This window comes from Pseudoduganella rhizocola, from assembly GCF_045984285.3.
Lineage (GTDB): Bacteria > Pseudomonadota > Gammaproteobacteria > Burkholderiales > Burkholderiaceae_D > Rugamonas.
The window spans coordinates 456,157-476,621 of the sequence record NZ_JBJQIK030000002.1 but is presented as its reverse complement, the minus strand read 5'-3'; the positions used below and the strand labels follow the sequence as shown (position 1 = coordinate 476,621).

17 protein-coding genes are annotated in these 20,465 nt (G+C 65.3%); 9 read left to right on the top strand and 8 right to left on the bottom strand.

The window, feature by feature from the left end; genetic code table 11:
• Positions 1 to 3 precede the first annotated feature (3 nt).
• The 8 genes from ACJRPG_RS05895 (at position 4) to ACJRPG_RS05860 (ending at position 9,597) form a co-directional block, all read left to right on the top strand.
• On the top strand, positions 4 to 825 hold the full coding sequence (locus ACJRPG_RS05895) for a phosphonate ABC transporter ATP-binding protein (protein WP_407999110.1): 822 nt from the start codon (positions 4 to 6) through the stop codon (positions 823 to 825).
• Positions 826 to 830: 5 nt separating this feature from the next.
• Positions 831 to 1,676 carry a PhnE/PtxC family ABC transporter permease gene (locus ACJRPG_RS05890; RefSeq protein WP_407999109.1) on the top strand — a complete coding sequence of 282 codons (846 nt, stop codon included), beginning with the start codon at positions 831 to 833 and terminating at the stop codon, positions 1,674 to 1,676.
• Complete coding sequence (gene phnE / locus ACJRPG_RS05885) at positions 1,673 to 2,461, top strand: phosphonate ABC transporter, permease protein PhnE (RefSeq protein WP_407999108.1); 789 nt, start codon at positions 1,673 to 1,675, stop codon at positions 2,459 to 2,461. The genes ACJRPG_RS05890 and phnE overlap by 4 nt, the downstream gene beginning before the upstream one ends.
• A gap of 5 nt (positions 2,462 to 2,466) precedes the next feature.
• Positions 2,467 to 3,144, top strand: coding sequence for an ABC transporter ATP-binding protein (locus ACJRPG_RS05880; protein ID WP_407999107.1), 678 nt, complete (start codon positions 2,467 to 2,469; stop codon positions 3,142 to 3,144).
• 151 nt (positions 3,145 to 3,295) lie between these two features.
• Complete coding sequence (locus ACJRPG_RS05875; protein ID WP_407999106.1) at positions 3,296 to 3,583, top strand: hypothetical protein; 288 nt, start codon at positions 3,296 to 3,298, stop codon at positions 3,581 to 3,583.
• Between the two features lie 167 nt (positions 3,584 to 3,750).
• Entirely contained in the window at positions 3,751 to 4,920 is a 1,170-nt protein-coding gene (locus tag ACJRPG_RS05870; RefSeq protein ID WP_407999105.1) for an efflux RND transporter periplasmic adaptor subunit, read from the top strand.
• A 2-nt stretch (positions 4,921 to 4,922) separates the two neighbouring features.
• The gene (locus tag ACJRPG_RS05865) at positions 4,923 to 8,171 is read left to right on the top strand and encodes an efflux RND transporter permease subunit (protein ID WP_407999104.1); all 3,249 of its coding nucleotides are present in this window, start codon (positions 4,923 to 4,925) and stop codon (positions 8,169 to 8,171) included.
• Between the two features lies 1 nt (position 8,172).
• Entirely contained in the window at positions 8,173 to 9,597 is a 1,425-nt protein-coding gene (locus tag ACJRPG_RS05860; RefSeq protein WP_407999103.1) for an efflux transporter outer membrane subunit, read from the top strand.
• Between the two features lie 103 nt (positions 9,598 to 9,700).
• Here the strand turns inward: ACJRPG_RS05860 and ACJRPG_RS05855 are convergent, their stop codons facing one another.
• The 8 genes from ACJRPG_RS05855 to ACJRPG_RS05820 form a co-directional block, all read right to left on the bottom strand.
• Entirely contained in the window at positions 9,701 to 10,477 is a 777-nt protein-coding gene (locus ACJRPG_RS05855) for a GNAT family N-acetyltransferase (RefSeq protein WP_407999102.1), read from the bottom strand.
• Between the two features lie 85 nt (positions 10,478 to 10,562).
• Entirely contained in the window at positions 10,563 to 11,066 is a 504-nt protein-coding gene (locus ACJRPG_RS05850) for a hypothetical protein (protein WP_407999101.1), read from the bottom strand.
• A 76-nt stretch (positions 11,067 to 11,142) separates the two neighbouring features.
• Positions 11,143 to 12,243: a response regulator gene (locus tag ACJRPG_RS05845; protein WP_407999100.1), complete on the bottom strand. Its 1,101-nt coding sequence runs from the start codon at positions 12,241 to 12,243 to the stop codon at positions 11,143 to 11,145.
• Between the two features lie 5 nt (positions 12,244 to 12,248).
• Positions 12,249 to 15,686, bottom strand: coding sequence for a response regulator (locus tag ACJRPG_RS05840; RefSeq protein ID WP_407999099.1), 3,438 nt, complete (start codon positions 15,684 to 15,686; stop codon positions 12,249 to 12,251).
• The gene (locus tag ACJRPG_RS05835) at positions 15,686 to 16,507 is read right to left on the bottom strand and encodes a substrate-binding periplasmic protein (protein WP_407999098.1); all 822 of its coding nucleotides are present in this window, start codon (positions 16,505 to 16,507) and stop codon (positions 15,686 to 15,688) included. The genes ACJRPG_RS05840 and ACJRPG_RS05835 overlap by 1 nt, the downstream gene beginning before the upstream one ends.
• A gap of 122 nt (positions 16,508 to 16,629) precedes the next feature.
• Positions 16,630 to 18,084 carry a Ppx/GppA phosphatase family protein gene (locus tag ACJRPG_RS05830; RefSeq protein ID WP_407999097.1) on the bottom strand — a complete coding sequence of 485 codons (1,455 nt, stop codon included), beginning with the start codon at positions 18,082 to 18,084 and terminating at the stop codon, positions 16,630 to 16,632.
• 63 nt (positions 18,085 to 18,147) lie between these two features.
• The gene (locus ACJRPG_RS05825; protein WP_407999096.1) at positions 18,148 to 19,326 is read right to left on the bottom strand and encodes a GGDEF domain-containing protein; all 1,179 of its coding nucleotides are present in this window, start codon (positions 19,324 to 19,326) and stop codon (positions 18,148 to 18,150) included.
• A gap of 21 nt (positions 19,327 to 19,347) precedes the next feature.
• On the bottom strand, positions 19,348 to 19,623 hold the full coding sequence (locus ACJRPG_RS05820; protein ID WP_407999095.1) for a hypothetical protein: 276 nt from the start codon (positions 19,621 to 19,623) through the stop codon (positions 19,348 to 19,350).
• A gap of 71 nt (positions 19,624 to 19,694) precedes the next feature.
• Between ACJRPG_RS05820 and ACJRPG_RS05815 the strand changes: the two genes are divergently transcribed.
• Positions 19,695 to 20,453, top strand: coding sequence for a spermine/spermidine synthase domain-containing protein (locus ACJRPG_RS05815; RefSeq protein WP_407999094.1), 759 nt, complete (start codon positions 19,695 to 19,697; stop codon positions 20,451 to 20,453).
• Positions 20,454 to 20,465 lie beyond the last annotated feature (12 nt).

The window sequence follows — 20,465 nt, the reverse complement described above, 5'->3', positions numbered from 1 at the left end:
TCGATGCCGCAAACCGTCTACCGGCTGCAAGGCCTGTCCGCGCGCCACCAGGGCGGCACCCGCGCCTTTGCGCTGCAGGATGTTACGCTGCAGATCGCCGAGGGCGAACAGCTTGCGCTGATCGGCCCTTCGGGCGCGGGCAAGACCACGTTGCTGGCGACGCTGGCCTGCGCCCACAAGCCTGACAGCGGCCGCTTCGAAGCCTTCGGCGTGCAGCCGTGGACGCTGGGCGACGGCGAACGCCATGCCCTGCGCGCACGCCTCTTCCTGGCGCCGCAAACGCCGCCGCTGCCGCCGCGGCAGCGCGTGGTGACGGCCGTGCTGGCGGCGCGCCTGCCGCACTGGAGCCTGTGGCGCGCACTGGTATCGCTGTTCAAACCGGCCGATCCGGAAGCGGCCTTCAAGGCCCTGTCCCGTTTCAACCTCGGCGACAAGCTGTATAGCCGCGTGGACCGCCTGTCCGGCGGCGAACGCCAGCGCTGCGGCCTGGCGCGGCTGCTGCTGTCCTCGGCGCAGGCGCTGCTGGTGGACGAACCGCTGTCCGCCCTCGATCCCGCGCTGTCCCAGCTCACGCTGGCCACGCTGCAGCAGGAAGCGGGGGCACGCAATGCCGCGCTGGTGTGCAGCCTGCACCAGGTGGAGCTGGCGCTGGCCAACTTCCCGCGCATCGTGGCGCTCAAGGATGGCCGCGTGGTGTTCGACCTGCCGCGCGAACAGGTCACGCCTGCCATGATCGACGAGCTCTATCTGGGCGAGAAACCGCCTGCAAACTCGGAACATCCAGACCATCTGCCGGCGAAACTGGCCGTTGGCGCCTGCCTCTAAGCCGCATGCACAACGTTCCTGCCGTAGCCTATTCCGAACGCCATCCCGACCCCGCCTGGCGCGGCCGGGTCACGCTGACGGTGCTCGCCCTCATCGTGCTGTGGCCGATGGTGGTGACGAGCGAGTTCCATCCGTCCATCCTGTTCGACTGGCAGAGCCTGAGCGCCACCGGCCGCTTCCTGGCGGACTTCCTGCCGCCTGCGCATTCGCCGGAATTCCTCATGCTGCTGCTGCGCGAAACCTGGCAGACCGTGGCCATTGCCACCGCCGGCCTCGCGCTGGCCCTGCTGGGCGCCATTCCCGCCACGCTGATCGTCACCGAGCGCCTGTCGGTGTCGCGCCTCGGCACCGGCCGCATCGCACTGCTGCCGCGCCTTGTGCGCCAGGCCGTGCGCTGGCTGCTGATCCTGCTGCGCAGCGTGCCGGAGCTGGTGTGGGCCCTGCTCTTCGTGCGCATCATCGGCCTCGGCCCCACGGCCGGCGTGCTGGCCATTGCCCTCACTTATGCGGGCATGCTGGGCAAGGTGTACGCCGAGATCCTGGAGTCCTCCGAACACCACGCCACCGATACGCTGCTGGCCAATGGCAGCGGGCGTCTTGCGGCATTGTTTTACGGCGCGCTGCCGGAAGCGACGTCCGAACTGGTGTCCTACACCATGTACCGCTGGGAGTGCGCCATCCGCGGCTCCGTGGTCATGGGCTTCGTGGGCGCGGGCGGCCTTGGCCAGCGCATGGATGAATCGATGAAGATGCTGGCGGGCGGCGAAGTGTGCTCCATGCTGATCGTGTTCGTGCTGCTGGTGGCGCTGGCCGACGTGGTCTCGAAAATGTTGAGGAGAAAGCTGGGATGAGCCGGATGCCCGCACCGCCGCAGCGCAGCTGGACCGCGCCCCTGCTGGGCCTTGGCCTGCTGCTGCTGGCCATTGCCAGCTTCGCCACCTTGCCCTTGCAATTTGCCGCATTCTTTACGCTCGACGCCGTGAACAGCGTCAGCGAATTTATCGGCGGTTTCGCGCCGCCGGAACTCCGTACCGGCTTCCTCAGCAAAACCGCCTGGGCCACGGCCGAAACGCTGTCCATGTCCGCGCTCGGCACCCTGCTCGCCGTGGCCGGCGGCATGCTGCTGGCGATTCCCGCGGCAGGCCGCTTCGGCAGGCCGCTGCGCGGCGCCGTGCGCGCTGTGCTGAACGTACTGCGTTCAATCCCTGAACTGGTGTGGGCCTCGGTGCTGCTGATCGCGGCGGGCCTTGGTCCCTTCGCGGGCACGCTGGCGCTGGCCGCGCACACGGCCGGCGTGCTGGGCCGCCTGTTCGCGGACGCGCTGGAAAATGCGCCGCTGCAGCCGGAACAGAGCCTGCGCATCAACGGCGCCTCGCCGATGGCCGCCTTCTTCTACGCCACGCTGCCGCAAACCCTGCCGCAGATGGTGTCCTACACCCTGTACCGCTGGGAGAACAATATCCGCGCCGCCGCCGTGCTGGGCGTGGTGGGTGCGGGCGGACTGGGGCAGATGCTCAAATACCACCTGTCCCTGTTCCAGATGCAGAAAGCGGCCACCGTCATCCTCGCCATGCTGCTGCTGGTGGCGCTGGTGGACGGCATCAGTTTCGCCATGCGGCGCGCACTCACCCGATGACGGCCATGCTCGAACTGCGCCGGCTCAGCAAATCCTATGGCGGCAAGCGCGTGCTGGCCGAGCTGTCGCACAGCTTCCGCGCCGGCGAATTCATTGCCATCATGGGCGACTCCGGCGTCGGCAAGTCCACGCTGCTCAACCTTGTTGCGGGTCTCGACCATCCCGACAACCCCGCCGAAGCGCCGGTCATCGTGGACGGCATCGCCATGTCCTCGCTGGACGACGACGCGGCCACGCGGCTGCGCCGCGAACGGATGGGCTTCATCTTCCAGGCCTTCCACGTGCTGCCCCACCTGAACCTGCTGCAGAACGTGGCGCTGCCGCTGCTGCTCAACGGTTTGCCGCAGCAGCGCGCGGCCGACATGCTGTCCGCGGTCGGCCTGAAAGGCCGCGAAGCCGATTATCCGCACCAGCTGTCGGGCGGCGAACTGCAGCGGGTCGCCATCGCCCGCGCGCTGGTGCACCGGCCTGCCCTGGTGCTCGCCGATGAACCCACCGGCAACCTCGATCCCGATACCGCACACCAGATCCTGTTACTGCTGCAACAGGAAATCCGCAGCAGCGGCGCCTGCACCATCATGGTCACGCATTCGGTAGCAGCCGCAGCCATGGCCGATTCCACGCTCATCCTTGGCAAGGACGGCTTGCTGCCCGCTCCTTCCGTCAAGCCGTCCGCGCAATAAAATCCAATATTTTTTGCGATTTGGCGCTCAAAATTTTAATACCCGTAGTATTATTTAGATAACTTGCTTAGTTATAAAGCATGTTTTTATTGCACGTTATCAAGTACTTAGACAATCTTCTGGCTTGCAACTTTTTATAAGGGAGGGGCAAATGAGCGTGAGGCAGAAAAAACTGGAATTAATCGAAGCGATGAACCGGGCGCGCGCGATGGAACCATCGAGCTTCGTTCCCAACAAGCTTCTGGATACGCTGATCGAGCGTATGAACCTCAAGAACGACGCGGAGCTGTGCCGGGTGCTGGAAGTGCAGCCTCCCATCATCAGCAAGATCCGCCACCGCAAACTGGCGGTCGGCGCCACCATCCTGCTGCGCATGCACGAGAAATCGGACATGAGCATCAAGGAGCTGAAGGAGCTTTCTTCCGCGTCTGTGCACTAAGCAGGACCAACCCTCCGCAATGCCAGGCGCCAGCATCGCAGTACCGGCGCCCCCTCCACTTTTGGGAGATGTGCCTCCCAATCCCCGCCCTTACACTGAATTGACAAAAGCTATGAGCGGACGGCTCGCGCTCGCTCTCCCGGATCAATTCTTTGAAGGGCAATGCAATGAACAAGCCGCATCCAATCCTGCTTTCCGTTATCGCCGTGGCGGCCCTGTTGCCGCTGGCCGCCTGCAAGCAGGCTGGCAGCAAGGAAGGCGCACCGCCTCCAGGCGCAGGGGCGCCGGTCTCCGCCGCAGCCGTGCTGCAGAAGGAAGTCGTCGAAACGCAGGAGTTCTCGGGCCGCCTGGAAGCAATTGAGCGTGTCGAGATCCGCCCGCGCGTGCCCGGCTATATCACCTCGGTCAACTTCACGCCCGGCGGCCTGGTGCGCAAGGGCGACGTGCTGTTCACGATTGACGCGCGGCCCTACCAGGCGGAACTTAACCGGGCCGAGGGCAATGCCAGTTCCGCCAACGCGCGCGCCGGACTGGCGAAAGTGGAACTCACGCGCGCCGAACGCCTGCTGGCCGACAAGGCCATTGCGCAGCGCGAATTCGATGAACGTTCCGCAGGGCTGAAGGAACTGGACGCCTCCGCGCGCTCGGCGCAGGCTGCCGTGGAAACGGCTAGGCTGAACCTCGCCTATACGCGCGTGGTATCGCCCATCGATGGCCGCGTGAGCAAGGCCGAGATCACCGTGGGCAACCTGGTGGACCAGAACGCCGTGCTCACATCGGTCGTGTCGACCGACCGCATCTACGCCAGCTTCGATGGCGACGAGGACGCCTACCTGCGCGTACGACGGCAAGCGCAGCAGAACCGGCCCGTAACGGTGCGCATCGGCCTCGCCAACGAAACCGGCTTCCCGCATGAAGGCAAGCTGGAATTTGTCGACAACCGGCTCGATCCCGCAACGGGCAGCGTGCGCATGCGCGCCACCTTTGCCAATGCCGACAAAACCCTGGTGCCCGGCCTGTTCGCACGCGTGCAGGTGGCGGGCGGCAGCGCCCAGCCCGGCGCATCGTCCGCCGTGCTGATCCATGACCGCGCCGTCGGCACGGACCAGAACCGCAAGTTCGTGTTCGTGGTGGCCAGGGACAACAAGGCCGAATACCGCCCGGTGGTGCTGGGCCCCAGCATCGACGGCCTGCGCGTGGTGCGCGATGGACTGAAGCCGGGCGAGAAGATCGTGGTCTCCGGCCTGCAGCGCGTGCGTCCCGGCGCGCCGCTGGCGCCGCAGCTGGTGCCGATGGATGCCGATCCTGATGCGCCTGCGCCGGCGAAGAAAGGCTGACCATGAACTTCTCCCGCTTCTTTGTCGACAAGCCCATCTTCGCGGCGGTCCTGTCCATCATCATCTTCGTGGGCGGGCTGATCTCGATCATCGAGCTGCCTGTTTCCGAGTATCCGGAAGTGGTGCCGCCATCCGTGGTGGTGCGTGCCCAGTATCCGGGCGCGAATCCGAAAGTGATCGCGGAAACGGTGGCCGCGCCGCTGGAAGAGCAGATCAACGGCGTCGAGAACATGCTGTACATGGACTCCAAGGCCACCTCCGACGGCTCGCTGGCGCTGACCGTGACCTTCAAGATCGGCACCAATGCGGAACAGGCCGAAACCCAGGTGCAGAACCGCGTGCAGCGCGCCATTCCGCGCCTGCCGGAAGAGGTTCGGCAGATCGGCGTAACGACCGTGAAGTCCTCGCCCAACCTGACCATGGTGGCCCACCTCGTATCGCCCAACGGACGCTATGACGATGTCTACCTGCGCAACTACGCTGTGCTGAATGTGAAGGACCAGCTGGCGCGCATCCCCGGCATGGGCGAGGTGCAGCTGTTCGGCGCGGGCGACTACGCCATGCGCATCTGGATCGACCCGCAGAAGCTGGCCGCGCGCAATATGACGGCCAGCGACGTCGTCAACGCCGTGCGCGAGCAGAATATGCAGGTGGCGGCGGGCGTGGTGGGTGCTTCTCCGTCCAGGGGTTCGGAATTCCAGCTCACGGTCAACACCACGGGGCGCCTGAAATCCATCGAGGAATTCGGCGCCATCATCGTGCGCACCAATGCCGATGGCGCGGTGACGCTGCTGCGCGATATTGCGCGCGTGGAGCTGGGCTCGAACTCCTATTCCCTGCGCTCGCTGCTGAACAACAAATCGGCCGCGGCCATCGGCATTTTTGAGGCGCCTGGCGCCAATGCGCTGCAGCTTTCCACCGACGTGCGGGCCAAGCTGGCCGAGTTGTCGAAGGACTTCCCGGAAGGCGTGGAATACGACGTGGTGTACGACCCCACGCAATTCGTGCGAGAGTCCATCAAGGCCGTGATCCATACCCTGCTGGAAGCGGTGGCGCTGGTGGTGCTGGTGGTGATCGTCTTCCTGCAGACCTGGCGCGCATCCATCATTCCCCTGCTGGCGGTGCCGGTCTCGATTGTGGGCACCTTTGCCGTGATGCTGGGCTTCGGCTTCTCGATCAACACGCTGTCCCTGTTCGGCCTCGTGCTGGCGATCGGCATCGTCGTGGACGACGCCATTGTGGTGGTGGAAAACGTGGAGCGCAATATCGCCGCCGGGCTCTCGCCGCACGATGCCACGATCCAGGCAATGAACGAAGTGAGCGGGCCTATTATCGCGATTGCACTGGTGCTGTGCGCGGTGTTCGTGCCGATTGCCTTCGTATCCGGCCTCACCGGCCAGTTCTACCGCCAGTTCGCGCTGACGATTGCCATCTCCACCGTGATCTCCGCGATCTGCTCGCTGACGCTGGCGCCCGCGCTGGCGGCCGCCCTGCTGCGCGCACACGATGCGCCGAAGGACAAGCTGACCATCCTGATGGACAAGCTGTTCGGCCGCTTCTTCACCTGGTTCAACCGCTTCTTCCACCGCGCCTCCGATTCCTACGCGCGCGGCGTGAAAGGCGTGATGGTGCGGAAGACCATGGGCATCGGCGTCTACCTCGCGCTGACGGTGGCAGCCATCTTCGTGTTCCGTGCCGTGCCTGCGGGCTTTGTGCCGGCGCAGGACAAGCAATACCTCGTCGGCTTCGCCCAGCTGCCGGATGCCGCCTCGCTGGACCGCACGGATGCCGTGATCCGGCGCATGTCCGATATCGCCAAAGACGTGCCGGGCGTGATGGATTCCATCGCCTTCCCCGGCCTGTCGATCAACGGCTTCACCAACGCGCCGAATGCGGGCATCGTATTCGTCGGGCTGAAGCCCTTCCACGAACGCACCTCGAAGGAGTTGTCCGGTCCTGCCATTGCGGCAGAGATCAACAAGCGCATGGGCGCGGTGCAGGATGCCTTCATCATGGTCTTCCCGCCGCCGCCGGTGAATGGCCTCGGCACCATTGGCGGTTTCAAGATGATGATCGAAGACCGGGGCAACCTCGGCTACGATGAGCTGTACAAGGCCACGCAGGCGCTGCAGATGAAAGCGTGGCAGACGCCCGAACTGGCCGGCGTATTCTCCAGCTACCAGATCAACGTGCCGCAGCTGTTTGCCGACATCGACCGCACCAAGGCCAAGCAGCTCGGCGTGCCGCTGGCAACCATCTACCAGACCTTGCAGATCAATCTCGGTTCGCTGTATGTGAATGACTTCAACCAGTTCGGGCGCACCTACCAGGTGCGGGTGCAGGCGGACGCGCAGTTCCGCTCGCAGCCGGAACAGATCTCGCAGCTCAAGGTGCGCAATGACAAGGGCGAGATGATTCCGCTGTCCTCGCTGATGCGCCTGAAAGACACCTACGGTCCCGATATGGTAAACCGCTATAACGCCTACACGGCTGCGGACCTGAACGGCGGCCCGGCGCCCGGCATCTCCTCCGGCCAGGCCCAGGCCGCGCTGGCGAAGATTGCGAAGGAAGTACTGCCGAAGGGGATCGTCTACGAGTGGACGGAACTGACCTACCAGGAGATTTTGGCGGGGAACACGATGGTCTACGTCTTCCCGCTGTGCGTGCTGCTGGTGTTCCTCGTGCTGGCGGCACAGTATGAAAGCTGGACGCTCCCGCTGGCCGTGATCCTGATCGTGCCCATGTCCATCCTGTGCGCGCTGGTGGGCGTGAAGCTCACGCATGGCGATAACAATGTGTTCACCCAGATTGCGCTGTTCGTGCTGGTGGGGCTGGCGTCGAAGAACGCCATCCTGATCGTCGAATTCGCTCGCGAACTGGAAGACCATGGCCGCAGCGTGGTGCAGGCCGCGTTTGAAGCCTGCCGCCTGCGCCTGCGTCCTATCCTGATGACATCCATCGCCTTCATCATGGGTGTGCTGCCGCTGGTATTCTCCAGCGGAGCCGGTTCCGAGATGCGGCATGCGATGGGCGTGGCCGTGTTCGCGGGCATGCTGGGCGTGACCTTCTTCGGCCTCTTCCTCACGCCGCTGTTCTACGTGCTGCTGCGCGGGCTCGCGATCAAGATGGCCGGTGCGCCGCGCCGCAGGCACCACCGCGACACCGGGCTCGGTGGCGCGGGCGATCCGGGCGTGCACGATGGCTCCACGCCGGCGCCAATCCGCACCAACTGCCGCGAAGGAGGACGCTGACATGCGCACATTCTCCATCACTCTCGGCGCGGCACTGCTGGCAGGCTGCGGCGCCCCCACGCTGCAGCAGCAGCCACTCGACCTGCCCGCCGCCTTCAAGGAAGCGCCTGCCCAAACCGCAGCCGACGGCACACGCTGGAAACAGGCGCAGCCCGCGGAAGCCCAGCCGCGCGGCGAATGGTGGCTGGCCTTCAACGACCCCGCGCTGAACGCGCTGATCGCCGAGGCAACGGCGGCCAACCAGAACCTGGCGGGAGCGGCAGCGCGGCTCAGGCAAGCGCGCGCCATTGCGGGCATCGCCGAGGCCGACCGCATTCCGCAAATCGGCCTGCAGGCGGGTGTGCAGCGGCTGCGCTCATCGCCAACTGAGCTCGGACTCCCGGCGGGCACGCCCGTCGCGCCGCAGACGCTCTACCGGGCCGCGCTGACGGCCAGCTATGAGCTCGACCTGTTCGGCCGCGTGTCCTCCAACGTGGCGGCAGCGCGCGGCGACGCGGCGGCCAGCGAAGCCAGCTACCGGTCCGTGCTGCTGTCGGTGCAAGCCGACGTGGCCCAGGCCTGGTACCGCCTGCGCGCCACGGACGCGGAACTGGCCACGCTGGACCAGACCGTGCGCCTGCGCGAAGAAAACGTGCGCATCAACCAGCGCCGCTTCGACCTGGGCGACATCGGCGAATTCGACCTGTCGCGCGCACGCACCGAGCTTGCCACAACGCGCGCCGAAGCCGTGGGCCTGCAACGCCAGCGCACCAACACCGAACATGCGCTGGCCATCCTGCTGGGAAAAACGGCATCCGGCTACACGGCAGCCGCATCACCGCTGCAGGATGGGCTGCTGATGCCGGCGATTCCGGCCGGCCTGCCCTCCTCGCTTCTGGAACGCCGTCCCGACATCGCGGCCGCGCAGCGGGCAATGGAAGCCTCCAATGCCCGCATCGGCGTCGCGCGCTCGGCCATGTTTCCCGCGCTCACGATCAGCGCCAGCGGCGGCGGGCTGTCCGACAGCGGCGGCGACGTTTTCAAATGGAGCAGCCGCTCCTGGGTGCTGGGCGCGCTGATGTCGATGCCCCTGATTGACGGAGGCCGCAACCGGTCCAACGTCACGCGCAGCGAAGCCGCGCTGGAAGAAGCGGTCGCCAGCTACCGCCAGAGCGTGCTGGTGGCGTTTGCGGAAGTGGAAGACAACTTGGCGGGCCTGCGCATCCTGGAAAACCAGAGCAGCGAAATCGACGCCGCGCTGCAATCCGCGCGCCGCTCCGCCGGCCTCGCGCAAAAGCTGTACGATGCCGGCCGCTCCAGCTACCTCGAGCTGCTGGACGCCCAGCGCAACCTCGCAGCCGTGGAGCGCAGCGCAGTCCAGCTGCGCGGCAGCCGCGCCATCACCACCGTCGCCCTGATCCGCGCCCTCGGCGGCGGCTGGCAATAACCCCTGACACCCTGGGGTCAGGCACCACGTGTCAGGTACAGTCGCCGTGAACTCCGCAACTTACGATAACTGTGTCTGACAGCAGGTGCCTGACCCCATGGTGTCAGGCGGCGGCGGGGAGGGGGTCGGCGACGCCGTAGTGGCGGGCGTAGCGGGCGTCGAGGTTGGCCAGGGGCATCAGGAGGAACAGGTCGGCGCTTTCGAAGTCAGGGTCCCAGGCCGGTTCGCCGCAGATCCAGGCGCCGGAGCGCATATAGCCTTTCAGCAGCGGCGGCACTTGCGCCGACAGCGCCGGGGCCACTTTCTGGAACGGGAACGGCAGGTGCGGGGTGACGCGGTATTCGGCCGGCGCCATATGCTTCTGGCGCAGCTGTTCGAATACGGCGACCGCATTGTGGCCGCCATCCGCCAGGCTGATGCTGGCGCAGCCAACCAGGTAGTCGCACTGCTGGCGGCGCATGTAGTCGGCCAGGCCGGACCAGAGCAGCATGATCACGCTGCCGCCGCGGTAGTCCGGATGGATGCATGCCCTGCCCGCTTCGACCATGCGGCCGCGCAGGTTGTTCAGGCGGCCCAGGTCGAATTCATTTTCGGAGTACACGCGCCCCAGTTTGCGCGCGCCCGCCGGGCTCAGCAAGCGGTAGGTGCCGACCACGCGCAGGCTGTCCGATTCGCGCACGATCAGGTGGTCGCAATGCGCGTCGAATTCGTCGGCGTCCAGGCCATCGGCACGCTGCAGCGAAGTCAGGCCCATGGTCTCGATGAAGACCTTGTAGCGCAGGCGTTGTACTTCGCGCAGTTCGTCCGGCGTGCTGGCCATGCTGAGTACGAGGCGGGGCTGTGCGGTACGCACCGCCAGCTGTTCGATCGGCTGTTGCATGCTTCGTCCTTGGTAGTGGAAGACGAAGCAAGCGTAGCGGTCTATTGCTTCACGGCCATGACAATGTCATTTCAGTTTTGTGACATCAGGCCTTCTTCGGACGGCCCGTCTTCAGTTGCGGCAGCGAGGCGAGCACATTCTGCAGCGTGGCCATGTCGATCTGGCTGATCAGCGCGACGCCAATACGCAACAGTTCACTTTTCTTGATCTCGAAGCCGGCTTTCAGGCAGGCTTTCTTTACCTGGCCCAGCACCGCATATTCGGCCTCCGGCATGGTGAAGCTGTCGCGCACCAGTTTTTCCTTGCGCGGCTTCTCTTTCAGCACCTCGGCTGCCTTGGTGGGCTTGACCGGCTTCGCCGGCTTTGCGGCTTTCACAGGCTTTGCTGCGGCAGGCGCTTTCGGCGCGGATTTTGCAGCTGGTTTTGCGGCGGGCTTCGCTACCGGCTTGACGGCCGGCTTGGCGGCCGCTTTTGCAGCAGGCTTTGCGGCAACCTTGGCGGCGGGCTTCGCAGCCGGCCTGGCGGCAGGTTTGACGGCGGCTTTCGCTGCGGGTTTCGCAGCTGGTTTTACTGGCTTGGCAGTTGCCATAGGTGCTCCTTCGGAAATCAACAATATAAATAATATATACTATTTTTCCGAAAGCACTAGCCAGTATTACAAAATTTCACACCTCTTCTTCGGCGTCGCGAAATTCCTGAGCGATCTGTGCAAAGCGGGCTTCGATCTCGAAGAAGGCATCCAGCATGTCCGGGTCGAAGTGCGTCGCCCTGCCCTTGCGCATGATGCCCAGAGCTTCTTCATGGCTGTAGGCAGGCTTGTAGACGCGCTTTGAAATCAGCGCGTCATATACGTCGGCGATCGCCATCAGGCGTGCGGACAGGGGAATGGCGTCGCCGCACAGGTTCTGCGGGTAGCCGGAACCGTCCCATTTCTCCTGGTGCGACTGCGCGATCTCGCGTGCATAGGTGAGGAAGCTGTTGGTGCCGCCCAGGTGCTTTTCCACCTGGCGGATGGTGTCGCCGCCATACTCTGCGTGCAGCTTCATGATCTCGAATTCGTCGCGGTCCAGCGGCCCCGGCTTGTGCAGGATGCGGTCCGGAATCCCGACCTTGCCGATATCGTGCAGCGGCGCGGATTTGTACAGCAGGTGGATATTCTCGTCCGTCAGCTCGTCCGCGAAGCGCGGATGGCCCTTCAGCTTCTCGGCCAGCGCCTTCACATAGTTCTGCGTACGGCGGATATGGTTGCCGGTTTCGTTGTCGCGCGTTTCGGCCATCGTCGCCATCGCCATGATGGTGGCGTCCTGCACCCGCATGATCTGGCTGGTGCGTTCGGCCACCAGCGCTTCCAGGTTGCGGTTCTGGTCCGCCAGCACCTTGCGCGCTTCGCGCAGCGTGAGGTGGGTGCTGACGCGCGCAAACAGGATCGGCGGGCTGACCGGCTTGATCAGGTAGTCCACGGCGCCGATGCCCAGGCCGCGCGCTTCGTCTTCCGGCTGGCTTTTCGCGGTGAGGAACAGCACCGGGATATCGCTGGTGCGGGGATCGGCCTTGATGCAGCGGCACACCTCATAGCCATCCATCTCCGGCATCATCACGTCCAACAGCACCATGTCCACCTCCGGCGTGTTCTGCAGGATCTGCAGCGCTGTTGCGCCATTGGTGGCAACCTTGGTGTTGTATTGCTCTTTCAGCAGGCTGGAAAGCAGCATGATGTTGTCGGGCGTGTCGTCGACAATCAGGATGGTGGGGCGTGTTTTGTCCATGGCGCTCAGGTTTCCTGGGCGGCAGACCGCAGCAGGCGGTGCGCCGCTTCAAATTCATAGTGCGCCATATGGTGTGCCAGACGGTCCAGGGTGGCCGCAGGCAGCAGCGTGGCAAGCGCGGAACGCACGCTGTCGAAGTAGTCGGTGCTTTCGCCGCTGAATCCGGCCAGCAGGCGTGTGAGCTCGGCCAGCGCGGTGTCCGGGCTGACGGCGGTATCGCTCGGCGCCTGCGCGGGGGCGTTGGCGAAGTGGCTGTCCAGCGCGGCGATGGTATCGGCCAGCGCGCTTTCCAGCGTGGTGATCATGGCGCCGGTAACGGGATCGCCGCCCGCCAGCGCACTTTCCAGCGTCTGCGCCGCCGCCTCGGCTGAGGTGGCGCCGATATTGCCCGCCACGCCGCGCAGCGTATGCACGCGCTTGCCCGCCGCTGCCATATTCCCTTCCGCCAGCTCCGAGCGCAGGTCGGCCGCCGTTTCGCGCTGCGAATGGCGGAAGCGGTCCAGCAGCTGCATATAGAGCTGGTTGTTGCCCGCAACATGGCGCAGCCCGCGTGCGGTATCGATGCCGTTGAACACGGGCAGCACGTTATTGGCGCTGCCATTGCTGCTGCGCGGCTGCACCGGCGGTGCAGGCAGCAGCGCCTTGCCCAGCCAGCGCGACATGGTGGCGTACAGCTGCTCCGGATCGATCGGCTTGGTGATGTAGTCCTGCATGCCCTCCCTGAGGCAGCGCTCGCGGATATCGGCCAGCGCATGCGCCGTCATGGCCACCACGGGCAGCTCGGCGAAGCGCGCGTCCTTGCGCAGTTCGCGCGTGGCTTCGTGGCCGTCCATCTCCGGCATTTCCAGGTCCATCAGCACCAGGTCGAAGGCTTGCGGACCCTCGCGCTGCAGCAGCTCCAGCGCTTCGCGGCCATTGCCCGCGAAATCGACCTGGATGCCCTGCACCGCCATCAGCTCCGCTGCAATCTGCTGGTTGACCGGATTGTCCTCCACCAGCAGCACGCGCGAGGTGAACTGCTGGCCCGGCACCGTGATGCGCGGTTCCGTCACCGGGTTCGAGGAGGCGAACATCGATACCAGCGTATCCACCAGCGCGCTCTGCCCGATAGGCTTGAACAGGAAGCCCACGAAGCCCGCCGCATCGGCTTCACGCTGCACTTCTTCGCGGCCAAAGGCCGTCACCAGCACCATGCCGGGCGCCTGCCGCAGCTTTGCATCTTCGCGCACCTGGCGGGCCAGCTCCACGCCGTCCATGCCGGGCATGCGCCAGTCCGTGAACACCAGCTTGTAGGGATCGCCCGCCGCATCGGCGGCGCGCACCGCGGCCAGCGCGGCCACACCATCGGCCGCCGTATCGGCGCGCAGCGGCAAGGCGCGCACGGCTTCGCTCAGCACTTCCAGCGCTACCGGGCTGTCATCGACCAGCAGCACGCGCGCGCCGTTCAGTTCCGCAGGCACCAGCGCCACGCGCTCCGGCTGGCCGGACAGCTGGAACTGCAGGTCGAAGTAGAATGTGGAGCCCTTGTTCTCTTCGCTTTCCACCTGGATGGCCCCGCCCATCAGGCGCACCAGCTGCTGCGAAATCGAGAGGCCCAGTCCCGTGCCGCCGTACTGCCGGGTGGTCGAGCCATTGGCCTGGCTGAAGGCGCGGAACAGCTTCGTTTTCTGCTGCGGCGACATGCCGATGCCGGTATCGCGCACGGCAAAGCGCAAGGCCACTTTTCCGCCGGCCGGCTGGTCCAGCAGCGATACCGCCAGTTCCAGTTCGCCGGCGGCCGTGAACTTCACCGCATTGTTGACCAGGTTGATCAGCACCTGGCCCAGGCGCAGCGGGTCGCCGCACAGGTGGCGCGGAATCGAAGGCGGCACATTGAACAGGTATTCAAGCTGCTTGTCCGCAGCGCGCTGGCTGGTAACGCTGGCCACATTGGCCAGCACATCGTCCAGGAAGAAGGGAATCTCTTCCACTTCCAGCCGCCCTGCCTCGATCTTCGAGAAATCCAGGATATCGTTGATGATGCCCAGCAGCGCCAGCGCGGCGCGGTGGATCTTGCTCACATAATCGTGCTGCTTGGGCGAGAGCTCGGTGCGCAGCGCCAGGTAGGCCATGCCGATGATCGCGCTCATCGGCGTGCGGATCTCGTGGCTCATATTGGCCAGGAATTCGGACTTGGCGATATTGGCCGCCTCCGCCATCACGTTCGCCGTCACCAGCTTCTGTTCGCGTTCGCGGCGGTCGCTGATGTCGCGGATGAAGGCGCAGAATTCGTAGTTGTCGTCGCCGTCCAGCACTACCCTCGTAATCGACAGTTCGATCGGGAATTCGCTGCCGTCGGCGCGCAGCGCTTCCACTTCGATGCGGCGGTCCAGCACTTCGCCGCTGCCGCGGCCGCCCGCCACATAGCGCTGCATGCCCTTGCGGTGGTCGTAACGGTAACGCTGCGGAATGATCAGCGTTTCCAGCTGCTGGCCCAGCGCCTCTTCACGGCTGTAGCCGAAAATGATTTCGGCCTGGCGGTTCCAGCCCACGATGCGGCCGTTGCGGTCCATGCCCACCACGGCATCCAGCGCCGTGTCCACGATGGCCTGCACCTTGCGCTGGCTGTCGCGCGCCACCTGCATGGTGAGCTTGAGTTCATGCGTACGCGCGTCGATCTTCTGTTCCAGGTCGCCATTCAATTCGCGCAGTTCGCTTTCCGCATCGCGCAGGCGCGTCAGCGTGTCGCGGAAGCTGCGCACGGCGCCGGACAGGCGGCCCACCTGGTCGGCACGGCCAATGCCGGACAGTTCGATGTCGGTCTTGCCCTGGGTGAGCTTTTCCAGCGAACGCTGGATGTCGGCGAAAGGCCGCACTGCCTTGCGGCCCACGAGGAAGATGGACCCCACGATGGTGAGCGCCAGCAGCAGGTTCACCGCCAGCGCATGCAGCAGGCGGCGCCGCGTTTCCTCGTCCACTTCGGACCGCGAATAGGCAAGGTCGATGGCGCCCACCACATAATTGCGACTGCCGTCCTGGAAGCTGATTTCGCGGTGCACGACGATGGCCATTTTCGGGTCGATGCGCGGCACCGTGAAGCTGGCCATTTCCCCGCCGCCCGGCGCCAGCACGCGCAGCATCAGCACTTCGGGCGTGCCGCGCATGGCGTCCACCACACTGGTGATGGCCGCGTTGTTGATGTCGAACAGCGGACGCGCCAGCGCCTGCGCCAGCATGGTGGCGATGCGTTCGGAGCGCTGCTGGAGATTCTGTTCCGCTTCCGCGCGCAGGGTGCGCACGGCATAGGTGGTGTAGGCGGCCGTGGACAGGGCCACGGCGAGGAAGATACTGACGGCCAGCCGCAGCAGGATATCGCGCTGCCAGGTATCCCGCAAGCGGGTGGTGAATGCAAGCACGATGGCGCCGATGCGGGTTCCCTGCAAAAGATTCAGCACGTTGCGCATCAGGGCTGCTTGCCTTTCGCCGCCCGCTCCAGCTGCTGGTAGGCGCTGCTGTTGCGCACCTGTTCAATGGAGGACCAGATCTTCTTCGACTGCTCCGGCCAGCGCTCCACCATCTGGTGCGACAGGATCAGGAAGTAAGGCTTTTCGGCCAACGGCCGGGGGATCATTTCCAGCTGGGCGGCGAAGGGACCGCTCATCAGCGTCACCGCATCGCTGCCGCCTACCGCTGCCGCCGCCAGCCGGCCGGCAATCAGCTTGCGCGCCAGTTCGTCCGAGCGCTGGCTGCCTTCATCCACAGTGACGTTCAGGCTGCGCAGCTGGTCGCCGACGGAATAGCCAAGCTGTGCGCCCACGGCGCCGTCCACATTGCTCAGCGTTTTGCCGTCCCAATCGACCTTGCTGCCCTTCTTGCGCAGCAGCATATAGCGATCCACGTGCATGCGTTTAGCCGCATCGGGATTGCTGCCGCCGGGGTATTCACCGAGCTCGCGCCGGTCAGACTTGTAGCTGACGGCGAAGGCGCCGTCCACTTCATTCGCCTTCAGTTCGGCGAGGCAGCGCTTCCAGGGCATGGCGCGGTATTCGAACACGATGTTTTCGCGCTTCGCCACCATGTTCAGCAAATCGAAATTAAGGCCCTGCCCGTTCTGGCTGCGCCATGGCAGCACGTCGGCGCGCTCGTAGCAGAGCGTGATGATGCGCGAGGCGGCCGTGGGTTTGGCCGGTTCGGCCGGCGCGGCGATGGCGGAGGCCAGCGGCAGGAGCGCCAGTGCGCCGCCGATCCGCTTCACCCATCCCTGCCACTTTGCCGCTACCGCCATTCCGCCTCCTGTGCACCTGCATCCATCATACAGGCTAAGGCTCTAGTGTAAGCAAAACACTAAGCAAGAGATAGATTCCAAATTACAATATTTCTTCCTGAATGTGTATTAAAGACACAGTTTCAGGCGACAGTCTTGACAGTGAAATCGATCCCCACCTCATCCCACTGTTCCTGCTCCTTTTCGAACCAGTAGGACACGGTGGGGTGCTCGGCCACCCATTCGCGCCGCAATTCGAGCTCGATGCGGTTTTTCATGCGCAGTTTGAGCAGCTCGAAATCGGGCTCGATGCGCGAATGCATGAACAAAATGGCAAGCCTGAGCGCCACCACGGCTTTCGCGAAATCCGGGTCCGGCAGCTGGTCCTCCACCTTGCGCAGGTTGCCCTTCTGGGCCAGCACCAGGCGGCTCATGAGCTTCTGTTCGCGCGTGGTGAAACCCGGCATGTCGGCGTTCTCGATCATGTAGGCGCCGTGCTTGTGGTAGCCGGTCTGGGACACCGCCATGCCGATTTCGTGCAGCATGGCGCTCCAGTACAGGGGCTTGGCCAGCGTGTCGCCGGCTGGCTTCATCTGGCCGAACATGGCCAGCGCGGCGTCGGCCACGCGGGTAGCGCGCGCTTCGTCGGCGTGGAACTTGCGCAGGCTGTCCAGCACCGACTGTTCACGCCGGTCGCGCCGCGTGGAGCGCAGGTGCAGGTCCCACAGCACGCCCATGCGCAGCCCGGCCTCGATCGGCTCGATCTGGCTGATGCCCAGTTCATGGAAGATGCCGATCAGGATGGCCAGGCCGCCGATCACGGTGCCGGCGCGGTCCGGCCGCAGGCCCGGCATATCGATCTTGCTCACATGGCCGAAGGCGATGAAGCGCTTTTTCAGGGCTTCCAGGCTAGTCGGGGTCACGCCCTTGCCGAGATTGTTCTTCTCGATGATTTCGCCGATGGAGCGGATGGTGCCGGACGAGCCGTAGGCCCGCTTCCAGAACTGCGGATAGTAAGGCGGCGCGCCGTCCTCGAAATGGCTGCGCGCCGAGAGGATGGCGGCCTCGAAGGACGGCGCATCCACCCGCCCGCCAACGAAGAAGGACAGGCTCTGCTTCACGCTGCCCACGCTGAAGGACTCCACGCGCTCGATATCGGCGCCCCTGCCCAGAATCAGCTCGGTGGAACCGCCGCCGATATCGACCACCAGGCGCCGCTCGGACGGCTGCCCCAGCGACTGCGCCACGCCCATATAGATCAGGCGCCCCTCTTCCTCGCCGGAGATGATTTCGATGGGATGGCCGATGGCCTGCTCGCATTGCGGCAGGAAGGCGCCCAGGTTGCGCGCCTGGCGCATGGCCGAGGTGCCCACCACGCGCAGGCCTTCCAGCGGATAGGCCGACAGGGTGCTGCGGAAATTGCGCAGGCAGAGGATGGCGCGCTGGATGGCTTCTTCGCTCAGCTTGCCGGCCGCATCCAGCCCGGCGGCAAGGCGGATCGGCTCGCGCGCGCTCTTGTGGACACGGATGGCGTCGCCATCGTGGGCGCCTATCGACAGGCGAAAACTGTTGGAGCCGAGATCAACCGCTGCGTACATGAGGATTCCGTTTATACCGTTTATACGAAAATCCTAACACAGTACTCCAGCCAGATGACGCGTCTATGACAGACTGAGTTCTTCTTCCGGCTCCGGTGCAGGCGCCGCCTCGGCCACCTGGTTTTGGCCGCGCAGCTTGGCGGCCTGCAGCGCCTCGTCGGCGCGCTTGAACAGGCTCACATTGCTGTCGTCGGGCCGGATCGTGGTCACGCCGAGGCTGATCGTCAGCTTGATCAGCGCGCTGGCCGCCTTCACGGAACGCTGCTCGACGGCCGCGCGCACGCGTTCGGCCACCACCAGCGCATCCTGCACGCTGGTGCGCGGCAGCAGGATGGCGAATTCGGCCCCGCCCAGGCGGCCCATCAGGTCACTGTCGCGCAGCTGCTTGTTGCAGGCGTCGACCATGGCTTTCAGCACGGTCTCCCCTACCGGGTGGCCGTAATGGTCGTTGATCGGCTTGAACTGGTCCAGTTCCAGCAGCACCAGGGCGGTCGGCTGGCCGGGACGGCGGGCCAGCGACATCCACGGCGCCAGCGCGGTGTAGAAACCGCGGCGGTTCGGCACGTCGGTCAGCGGGTCCACCACTTCCTGCCGCGCCAGTTCGCCCTGCAGCTTCTCGCGCGCCAGCAGCAGGAAGCCCAGGCCATTGGCCAGCATCAGCAGGTAGAAGGCGCCGTAGCCCAGCGCCTGCATCAGGTTCGGGCTCACCCAGTACCAGCCGTCCGGCAGCAGCAGCGGCGTGAGGCCGCGGTTGGCGATGGCCAGCGCCAGCACGGCCATGGTGACGGCGAGGAAGCGGCGCAGCATGCTGGCCTCGTGCCAGCGCCGCGCCAGCGCGGCCACGCCGGCCAGCACGAAGGCGCCCGCAATCGCGGAACCGGCCGCGGTGCGCAGGCTGGATTCGGGATCGCTGGCATAGGTGGCCAGGTAGACGGCAAGGCCGGCGCCGAGTGCCGGGAACAGGATGCGGCGCCAGCGGGTGCGGCCGTCCGCCTCCCACAGGGCGCCGGCGTCCAGCGCCAGGCCGGCCAGCAGCAGCGCGTTGGCGGCGGGACCGGCCAGCATTTCCGGCACCACGCCGCGGAAATACAACAACAGCCAGGCCACGGCCTGGAACTGCTTGGCCATGGCCCAGGTGGACAGCGACAGCGCCTTGCGGCTCGAGTAATCGTGGAAGAACAGCGCCGCGCACAGGGTCACATTGCCCAGTGCCAGCGCCAGGATCAGGGTTTTGATATCCATAGTTCAGCGCTTGCGGCGCGCTCAGACCTCGTGCTCGACGTTGGTGGTGCCATCGCCCATGCGGCTGGCCCAGCCCTGCACGAAGAGCGCCTTTTCCTCTTCCGTCGGCATATCGTGCCAGAACACGATCAGCGTGCCCTTGTGGTCATGCAGCTGGCTCAGTTTTTCGATCAGGTGCTTGTTTCCGGACAGGTCTGCCAGCGCTGCGACGTAACCATAGACCCGCGTCAGGCGTTCGATGCGGTCCGGCTCAGTGAGACTGTTGGTGGCGGTGATGGTGGGATGGTCCAAAAACATATTGTGTCTCCATTGCGCTGGCGGCTACCATGAGCTTATCAGAACTTTACCGGCCATAACAAGCAAGCAAGATGGAAGACCCCTCCGGGCAACGCCCCATCGTCCACAAACGCGGCGGCCGGCTGACCCTCGAATTCACGCCGGGCGAGGTGCAGAGCCAGATGGACCTGGCCGACCCGCACCGCCTGCTGCTCGCCTACGTGCGGGCCATGATGTGTTTTGTACTGTTTAAACCACAGCCGCGCCATATCGTGATGGTTGGCCTGGGGGGCGGCTCGCTGGCCAAGTTCTGCCACCGCTACCTGCCGCACAGCCGGATTACCGTGCTGGAGCTGCGCGCCGACGTGATTGCGCTGCGCGGGCGCTTCGGCGTACCGCCGGACAGCGAGCGCTTCCGCGTGATCCATGCCGACGCCTGCGAGTATATGAGCCGGCTGGCCGACAGCGCCGATGTGCTGCTGCTGGACGGCTTCGACAGCAAGGGCCTGCCGCCTGTCCTGGGCAGCGAGGCCTTCTATGCCGACTGCCGCCGCGCGCTGCGGCCGGACGGCCTGCTGGTGGCCAATATCTTCAGCTACGACCCGCATTACCACAGCATGCTGCAGCGCCTGCGCGAGTGCTTCCACGGGCGCATCTGCCAGTTCCGTGGCATTGCCGGCAATAACCGCATCATCTTCGCCGTCAAAGCCGGGGCCGGGCCGGCCACCCGCGCGGTGCGCCTGCAACGCCGCGTGGCCCGGCGCCACGGCCTGTGGCCCGGCCTCGGCTTCGGCCTCGCCAACCGCTTCCTCGCCCACTGGATCGTCAACGAACTGCGCCGCCGGCCCTGAGCCCATTTGTCG